12 protein-coding genes are annotated in these 13,955 nt (G+C 68.6%); 8 read left to right on the forward strand and 4 right to left on the reverse strand.

The window, feature by feature from the left end; genetic code table 11:
• Window positions 1-30: 30 nt before the first annotated feature.
• Window positions 31-2,121 carry a protein-disulfide reductase DsbD family protein gene (locus ACMX37_RS04855; protein WP_483147764.1) on the forward strand — a complete coding sequence of 697 codons (2,091 nt, stop codon included), beginning with the start codon at window positions 31-33 and terminating at the stop codon, window positions 2,119-2,121.
• Here the strand turns inward: ACMX37_RS04855 and ACMX37_RS04860 are convergent.
• Genes ACMX37_RS04860 through uvrB form a run of 3 tightly spaced genes read right to left on the reverse strand, consistent with a single transcriptional unit; the run spans window position 2,066 to window position 6,398 of the window.
• Entirely contained in the window at window positions 2,066-2,647 is a 582-nt protein-coding gene (locus tag ACMX37_RS04860) for a hypothetical protein (protein WP_483147765.1), read from the reverse strand. The two genes, ACMX37_RS04855 and ACMX37_RS04860, sit on opposite strands and share 56 nt — an antisense overlap.
• Entirely contained in the window at window positions 2,644-4,155 is a 1,512-nt protein-coding gene (locus tag ACMX37_RS04865; RefSeq protein WP_483147766.1) for a S10 family peptidase, read from the reverse strand. Before ACMX37_RS04865 ends, ACMX37_RS04860 begins: the two co-directional genes overlap by 4 nt.
• A gap of 47 nt (window positions 4,156-4,202) precedes the next feature.
• The gene (gene uvrB / locus ACMX37_RS04870; RefSeq protein WP_483147767.1) at window positions 4,203-6,398 is read right to left on the reverse strand and encodes an excinuclease ABC subunit UvrB; all 2,196 of its coding nucleotides are present in this window, start codon (window positions 6,396-6,398) and stop codon (window positions 4,203-4,205) included.
• 121 nt (window positions 6,399-6,519) lie between these two features.
• Here uvrB and ACMX37_RS04875 point away from each other — a divergent pair, with 121 nt between their 5' ends.
• The 7 genes from ACMX37_RS04875 (at window position 6,520) to ACMX37_RS04905 (ending at window position 12,898) form a co-directional block, all read left to right on the forward strand.
• Entirely contained in the window at window positions 6,520-7,062 is a 543-nt protein-coding gene (locus ACMX37_RS04875) for a DUF3617 domain-containing protein (RefSeq protein ID WP_483147768.1), read from the forward strand.
• Between the two features lie 69 nt (window positions 7,063-7,131).
• Window positions 7,132-7,968, forward strand: coding sequence for an esterase/lipase family protein (locus ACMX37_RS04880; protein WP_483147769.1), 837 nt, complete (start codon window positions 7,132-7,134; stop codon window positions 7,966-7,968).
• Window positions 7,969-8,069: 101 nt separating this feature from the next.
• On the forward strand, window positions 8,070-9,500 hold the full coding sequence (locus tag ACMX37_RS04885; RefSeq protein WP_483148365.1) for a circularly permuted type 2 ATP-grasp protein: 1,431 nt from the start codon (window positions 8,070-8,072) through the stop codon (window positions 9,498-9,500).
• Window position 9,501: 1 nt separating this feature from the next.
• Window positions 9,502-10,446, forward strand: coding sequence for an alpha-E domain-containing protein (locus ACMX37_RS04890; protein ID WP_483147770.1), 945 nt, complete (start codon window positions 9,502-9,504; stop codon window positions 10,444-10,446).
• Window positions 10,443-11,300 (forward strand): transglutaminase family protein, encoded by an 858-nt coding sequence (locus ACMX37_RS04895; protein WP_483147771.1) that lies wholly within the window; start codon window positions 10,443-10,445, stop codon window positions 11,298-11,300. The genes ACMX37_RS04890 and ACMX37_RS04895 overlap by 4 nt, the downstream gene beginning before the upstream one ends.
• Before the next feature lie 88 nt (window positions 11,301-11,388).
• Window positions 11,389-12,135, forward strand: coding sequence for a proteasome-type protease (locus ACMX37_RS04900; RefSeq protein ID WP_483147772.1), 747 nt, complete (start codon window positions 11,389-11,391; stop codon window positions 12,133-12,135).
• 142 nt (window positions 12,136-12,277) lie between these two features.
• Window positions 12,278-12,898: a response regulator transcription factor gene (locus ACMX37_RS04905; protein WP_483147773.1), complete on the forward strand. Its 621-nt coding sequence runs from the start codon at window positions 12,278-12,280 to the stop codon at window positions 12,896-12,898.
• Window positions 12,899-13,179: 281 nt separating this feature from the next.
• On the opposite strand, the gene ACMX37_RS04910 is transcribed toward ACMX37_RS04905, so the two are convergent.
• Window positions 13,180-13,860, reverse strand: coding sequence for an extensin-like domain-containing protein (locus ACMX37_RS04910; protein WP_483147774.1), 681 nt, complete (start codon window positions 13,858-13,860; stop codon window positions 13,180-13,182).
• Between the last annotated feature and the right edge of the window lie 95 nt (window positions 13,861-13,955).

Below are 13,955 nucleotides of genomic sequence, written 5' to 3' on the forward strand. Positions count from 1 at the left end.
AGTCACGGGCTCATGCCTAGAGGGTAGCCCGTGCACCGCGCAAGAATCTTCCCCCGCCTGACGCGACAATTCGCTGCATGGGTGCTTGCGCTGGCCGCAAGCCTCGCTCTGCTCGCCCCCGGTGCGGCGGCGCAGGAGGCAGGCGGGCGCAAGGAAGTGTTCGGCGATGCCAACATCGCCGTCACGCTCCACGCCGAGGGCGCCCCGCAGGAGGGCAGGGAGTGGCTCCTCGCCCTGCGCTTCATGCCGAGGGGGCCGGAATGGCACGGCTACTGGTCGAACCCCGGCGATGCGGGGGCGGGGATGCGCCTCAGTCTCGACCTGCCGCCCGACTGGGAGGTGGGCGAGGCGCGCTATCCGGTGCCGAAACGCCTGCTGATCAGCGGGCTGATGAACCACATCTACGAAGGCCCCTATACCGTGCTGGTGCCGGTCACCCCGGGGCCGAGCGTCAAGAGCTTCGCCCCGCCGCTCAGGGGCCATGTCGAGTTCCTCGCCTGCACCGACCAGATCTGCGTGCCGCAGGACGCGCTGCTGACCGCCGAGGCGGGCGGGGACTTCGCGCGCTGGCGGGCCGAGGTCGCACCGCTGCTCGATGCCAGGGCGCGCTTCGCGATCAGGGGCAAGACGCTGCGCATCGGCATTCCCCTGCCCGAGGGCATGGGCCTTGCCGATCCCCATGTCTTCGTCGCGAACGAACAGCTCGTCGCCTATGCCGCGCCCCAGACCTTCCGCCGCGCGGGCGACGTGCTGGTGGCGGAGATTCCGCTCGATCCCTACGGCACCGGCAAGGCCGGGGCGCTGGCGGGTATCCTCGCTTTCGGCGACGGTTCGGGGGTGCGCTTCACCGCCGCGCTCGGTGCGGTGCCCACCGGCGGCGAGGTGGTGAAGGGCCCCGCTGCCGCCGCCGGGGCCCCGCCGTGGTGGACACTGGTGCTGGGCGCATTGCTGGGCGGGCTCCTCCTCAACATCATGCCCTGCGTCTTCCCGATCCTCAGCCTCAAGGCGATCGCGCTTGCCCGCGCGGGCGAGAGCGAGGCACGGGCGCGGGCCGAGGGGCTGGCCTATACCGCGGGCGTGGTGATCGCCTGCCTCGCATTGGGCGCGCTGCTGCTGGCCCTGCGCGCGGCCGGCGAGCAGGTCGGCTGGGCGTTCCAGTTGCAGGAGCCGGGCGTCGTCGTCGCGCTGCTGGTGCTGGCGGCGGCGATCACGGCGAACTTCGCCGGGCTGTTCGAACTGCCCGCGATCTCGGTGCGGATGGGGGGCGAGCGGGCCGGGGCCTTCGCCACGGGCCTCCTTGCGGCCTTCGTCGCCACGCCCTGCACCGGGCCCTTCATGGCCGCGGCGCTGGGCGCGGCGCTACTGCTGCCGGTGCCGCAGGCGCTGCTGCTGTTCGCCCTGCTGGGGCTGGGGCTGGCGCTGCCGTTCCTGCTGCTCGGCTTCGTGCCCCCCTTGCGGCGGATGCTGCCCCGGCCCGGCGCCTGGATGGAGCGGTTCCGGCGGATCATGGCGATCCCGATGGGGCTGACCTTCCTCGCCCTGCTGTGGCTGACGGTGCAGCTCGGCGGGCGGTCCTTCGGCGTGGTCGCTCTGGTGCTGGTGGCAGGCGTGCTGCTGGGTCTGTTTGTGACCGGCAGGCTGCAACGCGGGGGCAAGATGGCCTGGCCCGCCTTCGGCCTCGTCGCCGCACCCTTCCTCGCCTTTGCCCTTATCGCGCTCCCCAACCTCTACGAGGCCAGGGGGACCGAGGCGAAAGCGAGCATCCATGCGCCCCGGGCCTTCAGCCAAGATGCCCTCGCCGAGGCGCGCGCGAGCGGCAAGCCGGTGTTCCTGTGGTTCACCGCCGACTGGTGCGTGACCTGCAAGGTCAACGAGGCCGCCGCGATCGAGCGCGAGAGCGTGCGGGCGGCCTTCGAGAAAGCGGGCGTGGTGACGATGGTCGGCGACTGGACGCGGCGCGACGCGGCGATCACGCAGTTCCTGACCGAACAGGGCGCGGCGGGCGTGCCGCTCTACCTGTGGTATGCGCCGGGAGCGAGCGCGCCCGAGCAGCTGCCGCAGGTGCTTACGCCGGAACTGCTGGAAGCGCAGGCGGCGCGTCCGGTCCGTCCACGGCCTTAGGGCGACAAGCCTCCACCAGCGCCATCGGCAGCGGGCTCGGGTTGAGCCGCACCAGCCCCGCGCCCGGCACGGTGACCGTCGCCTCGCGCACGGGCTTCAGCGCATCCCATTCGCGCGCGGCGGCGGGGACCTCGCCCTGCCACAGCGCCCGGTTGCCGACGGTCGTCGCATCGACCGGGAAGCGCCCGATCCAGCCGTTGCCGATCAGCGCCAGCAGCGCGCTCGCGCCGGGATCGGCAGGGGCATGGCGGGTGATCCTGAGCCGCGCCTCGGGGCTGGCGGGTTCGAGGCATTCGAGCGCGATCAGCACCGGCTGGCCCGGCACGCCGTAGACCAGCCGCAGCGGGTTCGCCGTGCTCGTCCAGACCGCGCCGGTTACATCGGGCGAGGGCAGCGGCTCGGACGGCGCGCCGGTCGGCCCCAGCAGCGATACGCGCGCCACGGCGGCATCGGTTGGCGGCGGCTTGCAGCCGGCAAGGCTCCCGGCCAGCGCCAGCCCCGCCAGAAGGGCGCGGGCCTGGATCATCGGGCGCGGATGAAGGCGCGCAGGTCGGCCGAGAGCTTCGCCCGGTCCTCGTCGCGCACATACATCATGTGGCCGGCGTCGTAATATTTCCACGTGATCCGGTCCTGCGGAATGCCGGGGCGCTTCAGCGAATATTCCGCCCCGAAGAAGGGTGTGGCGAAATCGTAATAGCCCTGCGCGTTGAACAGGCGCAGCTGGCTGTTCTGCCGCATCGCCTGCCCGATCAGCGGGGCGACGTTGAGATAGGCGCCGCGGAACGAACCCTCCAGGCTCCAGTCCCAGTTGCGCCCCGGTTCGCGTCCGATCGACTGGTATTCGCGGTCGGTCTTGTAGCCCAGCGTCTCGCGCGCCCAGCTGTTGACCGCGGCGGTGTAGCCTGCGTCGATGCCGTAGAAGCTCGGATCATTGTCGGGCGTCTCGCCGGCGCTGTCGTAATCCGTGCCGGTGTAGCGCGCATCGAGGCGCCCGATGGTCCGGCCCCGGTCGCGCAGCAGCTCCTTGTAGAACCGCTGGTCGGTGACGCGCAGGTTGGCCTGTTCGAGATAGGTCTCCGACAGGCCGGTGAGGCGCGAGAGTTCCTTGCGCACCGCGGCGCGTTCCTCGGCGGGCAGGTCCTGTCCCTTGAGCAGCGCGCTGGCGAAGGGCCCGATGGCGAAACGGCGCGCTTCCTCGGCGATGGCCTCGACCGAGGGCGCCTGGACCTTGCCGTGGTAATAGGCCGCCGCGGCCATGTTCGGCAGGGTGACGACATAGGCAAGCTCGTTGCCGGGCGTCGTGTCCTCGACCCCGAAATCGAGGATCGTCGAGATCAGGATGAGGCCGTTGAGGCCGACATCGTTGTAGGTGCTGCCTTCCAGCTCGTCGGCGACCATGGCGGTGCGGGTCGTGCCGTAGCTCTCGCCGCCGAGGAACTTGGGGCTGTTCCAGCGGCCGTTGTCGTTGATCCAGCGGCGGATCACCTTGGCGACGGCACGGCCGTCCTGCCGCAGGCCGTAATACTTCTTGGGGTCGGTGCCCTGCGTCAGATAGCTGAACCCGGTGCCCGGCGGGTCGATGAAGACGAGGTCGGCGACGTCGAGCAGGCTGTCGGGGTTGTCGAGCAGCGGATAGGGCGGCGCCCCGTCGTCGCGCGCATCCGAGGGGATCGCGACCCGCTTGGGCCCGAAGGCCCCCATCTGGAGCCAGACCGAGCCCGAGCCGGGGCCGCCGTTGTAGATGAAGAACACCGGGCGGGTCGGATCGACCGGGGTCTTCACATAGGAGGTGGTGACGATCACCGCCTCGGCCTTGCCCGCCTCGTCGGTCAGGATCGTATCGGCGATGGTCGCGCGGTAGGCGATCCGCTGCCCGCCGAAGGTGCCCGCGAGATCGCGTGTGCGCACCTGCGGGGCGGGGGAGGCGGCGGCAGGCTTGGCGGCCTCGTCCTTGGGCGCATCCTGCGCGGCGATGGGAACGGTGAAGGCGAGGGTGCCGGCAGCGGCCAGCAGCGCGAGGAATCGGGCGTTCATGGGCCGAGGGGAGTGACAGGCTTGTGACGCCGGTTCAAGCCCTCGGCCTAGGGTTTGCCCCCCATCCGCTTGTAGCGTGTCTTGCCATAGCGGGTCTTGCGCGTCCCCGGCTTGCCCTCGTTCGAGCGGCCCACGATCGGCGCGCGTTTCTGGTCGTCGGGCAGGCCGAGTTCGTCCGCTTCCAGCCGCCGGATCTCGTCGCGCAGCCGGCCCGCTTCCTCGAATTCGAGGTTGGCGGCGGCCTCGCGCATCCGCTTCTCGAGGTCCTCGATGTAGCTGCGCAGGTTGTGGCCGACGAGGTTGTTGCGTTCCTCGTCGCCGGTGTCGATCACCACGCTGTCCTGCGATGCGGTGTGCGCGACGATGTCGTGGATGTTGCGCTTGATCGTCTGCGGGGTGATGCCGTGTTCCTCGTTGAACGCCTGCTGCTTGGCGCGGCGGCGATCGGTCTCGGCCAGCGCGCGTTCCATCGAGCCGGTGATTCGGTCGGCATAGAGGATCACCCGGCCATCGACGTTGCGCGCGGCGCGGCCGATGGTCTGGATGAGGCTCGTCTCCGAACGCAGGAAGCCTTCCTTGTCGGCATCGAGAATGCACACCAGCCCGCATTCGGGGATGTCGAGGCCCTCGCGCAGCAGGTTGATGCCGACCAGCACGTCATAGACCCCGAGCCGCAGGTCGCGGATCAGTTCGATACGTTCGAGCGTTTCCACGTCGGAGTGCATGTAGCGCACCCGGACGCCCGCCTCGTGCATGAATTCGGTGAGGTCCTCGGCCATGCGCTTGGTGAGGGTGGTCACCAGCGTGCGGTAGCCGAGGGCGGCGGTCGCCTTGCACTCGGCGATGCAGTCCTGCACCTGGTCCTCGACCGGGCGGATGGTGACGGGCGGGTCGATGAGGCCGGTGGGGCGGATCACCTGTTCGGCGAAGACCCCGCCGGTCTGCTCCATCTCCCAGCCGCCGGGCGTGGCGCTGACGCAGAAGGTCTGCGGGCGCATCGCGTCCCATTCGTTGAACCTGAGCGGACGGTTGTCGATGCAAGAGGGCAGGCGGAAGCCGTATTCGGCGAGCGTCAGCTTGCGCCGGTGGTCCCCGCGCGCCATCGCGCCGATCTGCGGCACGGTCTGGTGGCTTTCATCGACGAAAAGCAGGGCGTTCTCGGGCAGGTATTCGAACAGGGTCGGCGGGGGCTCGCCCGGCAGGCGGCCGGTGAGGAAGCGGCTGTAGTTCTCGATCCCCGCGCACGAACCCGTCGCGGCGATCATCTCGAGGTCGAAATTGGTGCGCTGTTCGAGGCGCTGGCGTTCGAGCAGCTTGCCCTCGATCTCCAGTTCCTTGAGCCGCTCCTCCAGCTCGAACTTGATCGCCGCCATCGCCTGCTTCATCGTCGGGCCGGGCGAGACGTAGTGCGAATTGGCGTAGACCCGCACCTTCTCCAGCGAAGCGCCCTTGGTGCCGGTGAGCGGATCGAATTCGCTGATCGCCTCGATCTCGTCCCCGAAGAAGCTGACCCGCCAGGCCATGTCCTCGTAGTGCGAGGGGAAGATCTCGAGGCTGTCGCCGCGCACCCGGAAGCACCCGCGGGTGAAGGCGGCGTCGTTCCTCTTGTATTGCAGCGCGACGAGCTTCCTGATCAGCTCGCGCTGGTCGACCACCTCGCCCACCTTGATGTCGAAGATCATCGCCGAATACGTCTCGACCGAGCCGATACCGTAGAGGCACGACACCGAGGCCACGATGATCACGTCGTCGCGTTCGAGCAGCGCGCGGGTCGCCGAGTGGCGCATCCGGTCGATCGCCTCGTTCACGCTCGACTCCTTCTCGATGTAGGTGTCGGAGCGCGGGACGTAGGCCTCGGGCTGGTAATAGTCGTAGTAGGAAACGAAATATTCGACCGCGTTCTCGGGGAAGAAGCTCTTGAACTCGCCGTAGAGCTGGGCGGCGAGGATCTTGTTGGGGGCGAGCACCAGCGCGGGGCGCTGCAAGGTCTCGATTACCTTGGCCATGGTGAAGGTCTTGCCGCTCCCGGTGACGCCGAGCAGCACCTGGGTCTTCTCGCCCTCCTGCGCGGCGCCCACCAGTTCGGCGATCGCGGTCGGCTGGTCGCCCGCCGGTTCGTAATCCGACACCAGCTTGAACGGGATGCCGCCCATCGACTTGTCGGGCCGCTGGGGGCGATGGGGGGTGAAGTCCGCGCCCGTTTCGGGCTCGTCCAGTCCGCGGCGGATCACGAGTTCGGCCATGCTTCATCTATGGGGAACAAAGAGGGGGCGTGCAAGGCGGGGCGGCAGCAATTGGCGCTTTTCGGGCACGAACGGCAGCGAATGCTGTTATGCTGGGACAAGCGCAGCAGGAGACGAGCACATGACACGCATCACCATCATCGCCGCGAGCGCAGCGGCCGCCCTGCTGGTCGCGGGCTGTTCGGGCGGGAATGCCGATGCCGACGGCAATGGCGAGGTCAGCATGAAGGAGGCGGCGGACAAGGCCCGCAATGAAATGCCGCGCCCGCAGCCGGGCCTCTACAAGACCACCGTGACCATGACCGGGCTCGAGATCCCGGGGATGCCGCCCGAGATGGCGGGGCACGGGGCGGGGCTCACCACCACCTCGGAACATTGCCTCACCCAGGCCGAGGTCGACAAGGGCTTCGGCGAGCTGGTCAAGCAGGGGCAGGACGGCGAGTGCAGCTACGAACGCTTCGACGTTGCGGGCGGCAAGCTCGACGCGGTGATGGTCTGCAACGCGCAAGGGAGGGCCGCGCGGATGCAAATGACCGGCACCACCACCGCCACCAGCGCCGATCTCGAGGCCGAGATGGCGATGGAGTTCGACGGTGCGGGGAAGGGCACGATGCGCTTCACCGCAAAGCACGAGCGGATCGGCGAGTGTCCTCCGGCGAAGTGAAAAATGTCGGAATTGTTACAACGGTGACAATTCATTGAACATTCAGTGCGGTTCTGGCTTGGTGCCGCCATGGCATCCCCGCGCTTCGCCTTTGACCGTCCGCGCCTGCCCGCCCCGCTGATCGCAGCGGCGAGCGCGGCCGGCGCGCAGGCGCAGCAGGCCTATGCCGCGACCGAGCTGGCCCGCCGCCTCGCCCTTGCGCGCGAGGCCATTCCCGAGGAATTCGAGGCCGGCAAGCCGCGCCTGGTGCGCCTGCTGGGCGAGGCCGAGGTGCTGCTCGAACCGATCCGCCGGCCGCGCCGTTCGGTGCCGATCGCGGCGACGGGCAACCCGCAGGTGGCGATGATCCTCCCCGGTTTCGCCACCCACCCGATGCGGATGCGCTATCTCGCGCGCCAGCTCGAGAGCGCGGGGCATGTGGTCAAGCGCTGGGGGCTCGGCTTCAACTGGGGGCCGACGGACGAAAACTTCGCCGCGATCGAGGAGCGGCTGCTCCAGCTCCACGCCCGGCATGGGCGCAGGGTGGTGCTGATCGGTTGGAGCCTCGGCGGGCTCTATGCGCGGGAGATCGCCAAGCGCCAGCCGGGCAGCGTCGCCAAGGTCATCACGATGGGCTCGCCCTTCTCGGGAAGCCCGCGGGCGAACAACGTGTGGCGTGCCTACCAGTTCATCACCGGCCATTCGGTCGACGCACCCCCGGTCGCCGCCGAGCTCAAGGTCAAGCCGCCGGTTGAGACGGTCGCGCTGTGGAGCGCGAACGACGGGGTTATCGGCCCGCGCTGCGCCGCCGGCCGCCCGGGCGAGCGCGACCGCGCGATCCCGCTTCGCTGCACCCACATGGGTTTTACCTACGACCCGCAGGTGATCGCCACGCTGCTCGCGGAACTCGAATCCACCCGGGCCTGACACACCTCCGCAGCATTCTTGCGCAAAGTGATGTGACCGCTTCCCTTTTGCGAAACTCCGGTTACTTGTTGCATTGCACCTAAGGAACAATGCGAAGGTCGATGCAGGGGCGGGGCAGCAATTTCGACGAGATGTTCGACGGCGAGGGCGGCACCCGCCCGGCCTATGCCGAATATTGCCGCTGGTATGGCGAACAGCCGCCCGAGCTGATGCGCCGCAAGAACCGCGAGGCCGACGACACCTTCCGCCGCACCGGCATCACCTTCAACGTCTATGGCGAGAACGAGGCCGAGGAGCGCCTCATCCCCTTCGACATGGTGCCGCGCATCATCACCGCCGCCGAATGGCGCCGTCTGTCGCGCGGGATCGAGCAGCGGGTGCGGGCGCTCAACTCCTTTCTCTACGATCTCTACCACCGGCAGGAGATCGTGCGTGCCGGACGCCTGCCCGAACGCCTGCTGCGCGGCAACGACGCGTGGCTCGCCAACATGGTGGGCTTCACCCCGCCGGGCGGCATCTACACGCACATCGTCGGCATCGACCTCGTGCGCACCGGGCCGGACGAGTTCTTCGTGCTGGAAGACAACGCCCGCACGCCCTCGGGCGTTTCCTACATGTTGGAAAACCGCGAGACGATGATGGGGATGTTCCCCGATCTGTTCAGCCGGATCGGGGTCGAGAGCGTTTCAAACTACCCGCGCCGCCTCGCCCGCAGCCTCGCGGCCTGCGTCCCGCCCGCCTATACCGGGGGCAAGCCCACGGTCGCGGTGCTGACGCCCGGCATCTACAATTCGGCCTATTTCGAGCACGCCTTCCTTGCCGACCAGATGGGCGCCGAGCTGGTCGAGGGCAGCGACCTGCGCGTGGTCGAGGGGCGGGTGCAGATGCGCACCACGCGCGGCTACCAGCCGATCGACGTGCTCTACCGCCGGGTCGACGACGAGTTCCTCGATCCGCTCACCTTCAACCCCGATAGCGTGCTCGGGGTGCCCGGCATCATGGACGTCTACCGCTCGGGCGGGATCACCATCGCCAATGCGCCGGGCACGGGCATCTCCGACGACAAGGCGATCTATTCCTTCATGCCCGAGATCGTCGAGTTCTACACCGGCGAGCGGCCGCTGCTGCCCAATGTCCAGACCTGGCGCTGTGCGGACAAGGACAGCCTAGCCTATGTGCTCGACAACCTCGCCGAGCTGGTGGTGAAGGAAGTCCACGGCTCGGGCGGCTACGGGATGCTGATCGGGCCGACCTCGTCGAAGCGCGAGATCGCCGCCTTCCGCGAGAAGCTCGTCGCCAAGCCCGAGAACTACATCGCCCAGCCCACGCTCGCGCTGTCGACCTGCCCGATCTACACCGCCAAGGGTCTCGCGCCGCGGCACGTGGACCTGAGGCCCTTCGTGCTGGTCAGCCCGGAGGGGATCGACATCACCCCGGGCGGGCTCACCCGGGTGGCGCTCAAGAAGGGGTCGCTGGTGGTCAACTCCTCGCAGGGGGGCGGCACCAAGGACACCTGGGTGCTGAAGGACTGACATGCTCGGGAGAACCGCCAACAGCCTGTTCTGGATGTTCCGCTATCTGGAGCGGGCCGAGAACACCGCGCGCCTGCTCGAGGCGGCGCTGCGCATGGCGCTGACCCGCGACGTGGTGACCGCCGAGGCCGAATGGCGCTCGGTGATCGCGACGCTGGGGCTCCAGCAGGCCTTCGAGGCTACGCATGACGGCTATGACGGGCTGTCGGTGTGGAACTTCGTGCTGCGCGGGCCGTCCAACCCCGGCAATGTCCGCGCGATGATCGGGGCGGTGCGCGCCAATGCGCGGGCGGCGCGGATCAACATCTCCTCCGACGTGTGGGAGGCGGTCAACGAGAACTGGATGCGGCTCGACCGGCTGCTCGCGCGCCCCGTGGGGCAGACGATGGTCGGCGAGGTGCTCGCCGCGATCCGCCGCGCGGGCACGCAGGTCCACGGCGCCTTCGACGGCTCGATCCTGCGCGACGAGGGCTACCATTTCAGCCGCGCCGGCACCTTCATCGAGCGCGCCGATTCCACCGCGCGCATTCTCGACATGAAGTATTTCCTGCTGCTCCCCTCGCTCTCCTATGTCGGCTCCAGCCTCGATACCGGACAGTGGGAACAGGTGCTGCGCTCGGTCGCGGGGGCGCGGGTCTATTCCTGGCTCAACGCCGGGCAGATCGAGGCGCGAGGGATCGTCGAGTTCGTGGTGCTCGACGAACGCTTTCCGAGGAGCCTCGCCTTCTGCCGCAATGCCCTGCGCGATTGCCTCGCCGCGCTCGCCCGCACCCACGGCGCCGAGGGCGAGGCGGTGGCGCTGATGCGCGATGCCGACACCCGCATCAGCCACCTCACCGTGGACGAGATCTTCGACCAGGGGCTGCACGAATTCCTCGTCGATTTCCTCGCCCGCAACAACGCCATCGCCGGGGCGATCGCGGGGGATTACCGGTTCCACGCATGAGCAAGCTCAAACTCCAGGTCCGCCACACCACCCACTACGCCTTCAGCGAGCCGGTGGTGCACGCGCTTCAGAGGCTGCGGCTGACGCCCAAGGAGACGCAGGGCCAGCGCGTCATCGACTGGCAGATGCGCTTCGACAACGCCCGCGCCGAGCTCCACTACGACGACCAGCATTTCAACCACGTCACCCTCGTCAGCCTCGCCCCCGGCGCGCGCGAGGTGACGGTGACCTGCGAAGGGCTGGTGGAGACCGAGGACAATGCCGGGGTGATCGGCCGCCATTCGGGCCACCTGCCCTTGTGGAGCTTCCTGCGCCAGACCCCGCTGACCCGACCGGGCGCGAAGCTGCGCGCCCTGCTGCGCGAGGTGCCCGCCGCCGCATCCGACGCGCCGCTCGATTATCTCCACGCGCTCTCCGCGACGATCCGCGAGCGCATCGTCTACGAAGCCGGCCGCACCCATTCGGCCACCACCGCCGAGGAAGCGGTCGGGCACGGCGCGGGGGTGTGCCAGGATCATGCGCACATCTTCATCGGCGCCGCACGGGCGAGCGGCATTCCGGCGCGCTATGTGAGCGGCTACCTCCTGATGGACGACCGCATCGAGCAGGAGGCGACCCATGCCTGGGCCGAGGCCCATGTCGAGGGGCTGGGCTGGGTCGGCTTCGACGTCTCGAACGGCATCTCGCCCGATCCGCGCTATGTCCGCGTCGCCACGGGGAGCGACTACCGCGATGCCGCCCCCGTCACCGGCATCAGCATCGGTGCGTCCGACCAGCGCCTGACGGTCGGCGTCGCGGTCGAGGCGCAGCCCGCCGCGGGCCAGAGCCAGAGCCAGGGCCAGTCGAACCAGTAATCGGACAGACCGCCCGGCCCCTTTGCGCTGGCGCCGGCATGGGGCTAGGGCTGCGGGAGGGATCGCGGGGCCAGTTAGAGGACACGGCATGACCTATTGCGTTGGCATGGTGCTCGAGAAGGGGCTTGTCCTCATGAGCGACACGCGCACCAATTCCGGCGTCGACAACATCTCGACCTTCCGCAAGCTGTTCCACTGGAGCGTGCCGGGGGAGCGGATGATCGCAGTGATGACGGCGGGCAACCTCGCCACCACCCAGGCGGTGATCAGCCAGCTCGAGGAGCGCACCAAGATCCCCGACGAGCGCGAGAACTGCCTGCTCAGGGGCGCGACGATGTTCCAGGTGGCGACCGAGATCGGCCGCATCCTGCGCGGCACCATCGAGGACGTGCAGCGTGCCAACGGCGACGGCGGCAAGGGCCGCTTCACCGCGACGATGATCGTCGCCGGCCAGATCAAGGGGATGCAGCCGCGCCTGTTCATGATCTACCCCGAGGGCAACTTCATCGAGGCAAGCTGGGACACGCCCTTCTTCCAGATCGGCGAGACCAAGTATGGCCGCCCCATCCTGATCCGCGGCTATGACCGCGACATGAGCTTCGAGGATGCGGTTAAGCTGTTGATGGTAAGCTTCGATTCGACCCTCAAGGCCAATCTTTCGGTCGGCCTTCCGCTCGATCTGCTGGTGATCGGCAGGGATGGCTTCAAACCTTTGCATGAACACCGCGTCACCGCCGAGGATGAATATTTCGACGCGATTTCATCGGGTTGGGGAAATGCGCTCAGATCGGCGTTCCATTCGCTGCCTCCGTACAAGTTCGGCACTGACGCTTAGGGTATCGACCCGATATGGCTCCGATCCGGAGATAAGATTTCGTTTTACATCAAAGGGATGATCCTCTCCGGAGATGGTAAATCCTCCGGATTGGCGGCGCTCCTGCGTGAAACCCATAATGGGTTGGCGCAGACATTGTCGCATGACACGCAAAGCCTCTCTCCACTTCGTCGACTCGTGCAGCCGTCAACGCGCCGAACTGGCCCGGGTCGGCTTCGGTCTGGGCCATCACTGCGAGGTCTATGGCGACCTCTCCGAGCTGGCGGTGCATCCGCCGCGGGAAGGGATCATCATCGCCCGCGACACCGCCGAGGAGGGCGGGGTGGGCATGATCCTCGACCGGCTCGGGCGGCTCGGCATCTGGCTCCCGCTGATCGCGGTCGACGTCCAGCCGCGCCCGGGCCGCATCGTCGAGGCGATCAAGGCCGGCGCGCTCGATTACCTCGCCCTGCCGCTCGATCCGGAACGCTTCACCCGCTGCCTGCTGCGCATCGAGAAGGAGGCCGAACAGTTCGGCGCCGCGCGCCGCCGCATGATCGAGGCGCGGGACCGCATCTCGACCCTCTCGCAGCGCGAGCGCGAGGTGCTCGACTGGCTGGCCGAGGGCAGCAGCAACAAGGCGATCGCGCGGGAGCTCGACATCAGCCCCCGCACCGTCGAAATCCACCGCGCCAACATGATGACCAAGCTCGGTGCGCGCCATGCGGCCGAAGCGGTGCGCCTCAAACTGGAGGCGAAGCTCGAACCGAAGCTGCGCGCATGACCTGAGACCGCCGCGACTGTCCCGGCCCTTATCCCCTTGAGGGCACCAGCCGCCGGTAGCCTGGTGATCGACGGCTTTGTCCTGGCGGCTCCCTCGTCCCCGGTGCGGCGAGCGGGGCCGCCAATCCTTCGGGACAGTCGCGCCGCCGGAGCCAAAGTCAGCGGGCCCCGTGGCCGCAAGTGGCCTTCGCCCATGTTCGGAAATGCTCCCGCCCGGGCAGGCAGGCCGGGATGTCCATCAGTGCGGTGGGAGGTAGCGTGCGGCGCTCCGCCGGCACACGGTCAGCGGCAGAACTTCGCGCCGGTGCCCTCGAGATGGAAGTGATCCTCGTGCGCGGCGTTGTATTCCGGGCCGAGCACCGTGCCGAAACGCTTGCAGGCGCTGCGATGCACCACCCGCAGGAACTCGCGCGTCGCCGCATCGCCGCCGTTCCAGTCGCGCTTGAGCACGATGCGTCGGCCATCGGCGAGCACGAAGCCCGACACGTCGATCGCCTCCGCGCGGGCGTGGGCTGAAAGCCGCTCGGTCCCGGCGACATTGCGGCAGGCGTAGGACCCCATCGTCTCGATCCGTGCCACCGGACTGCCGAGGATCTGGCGCGCGGCGCGGTCCACCCCGAAGCGCGCCCAGTCGCCGAAAGCCTTGGCGACCTGGCACTGCACCGGGCCGAGATTGGCGACGCTGAGCGGCGCGCGGTCGCCCGCAAGCGCCATCAGCTGCACCGTGCCGAGCTTGTTGCACCCCGGCGCGGCATAGGTGTCGGGCAGGGGATCGAAACGCGCCCCGCTTGCGCCGAGATCGGCAAGGCAGTTCGCATCGGCGGCGCGCGGGGCAAGGCTCTGCTGCACCGAGGCGACCGGCACCGCTGGCCGCGCGGGCGCACGGGCCGTCTGGCCGGGAGAGGCGGGGGCCGCCCCGCCGCTGCCGCCCGGGACCAGCGAACCGCAGCCTGCCAGCGCCATGGCTGCGGCTGCTAAAAGCGCTCCGGCGCGAATCCTGCCCTTGCGTTCCATGACTATGGGTTATCACGCATAAATGGTTAACGCGCCGGAAACGT

The sequence above is a fragment of the Porphyrobacter sp. THAI-01a genome (genome assembly GCF_056868655.1).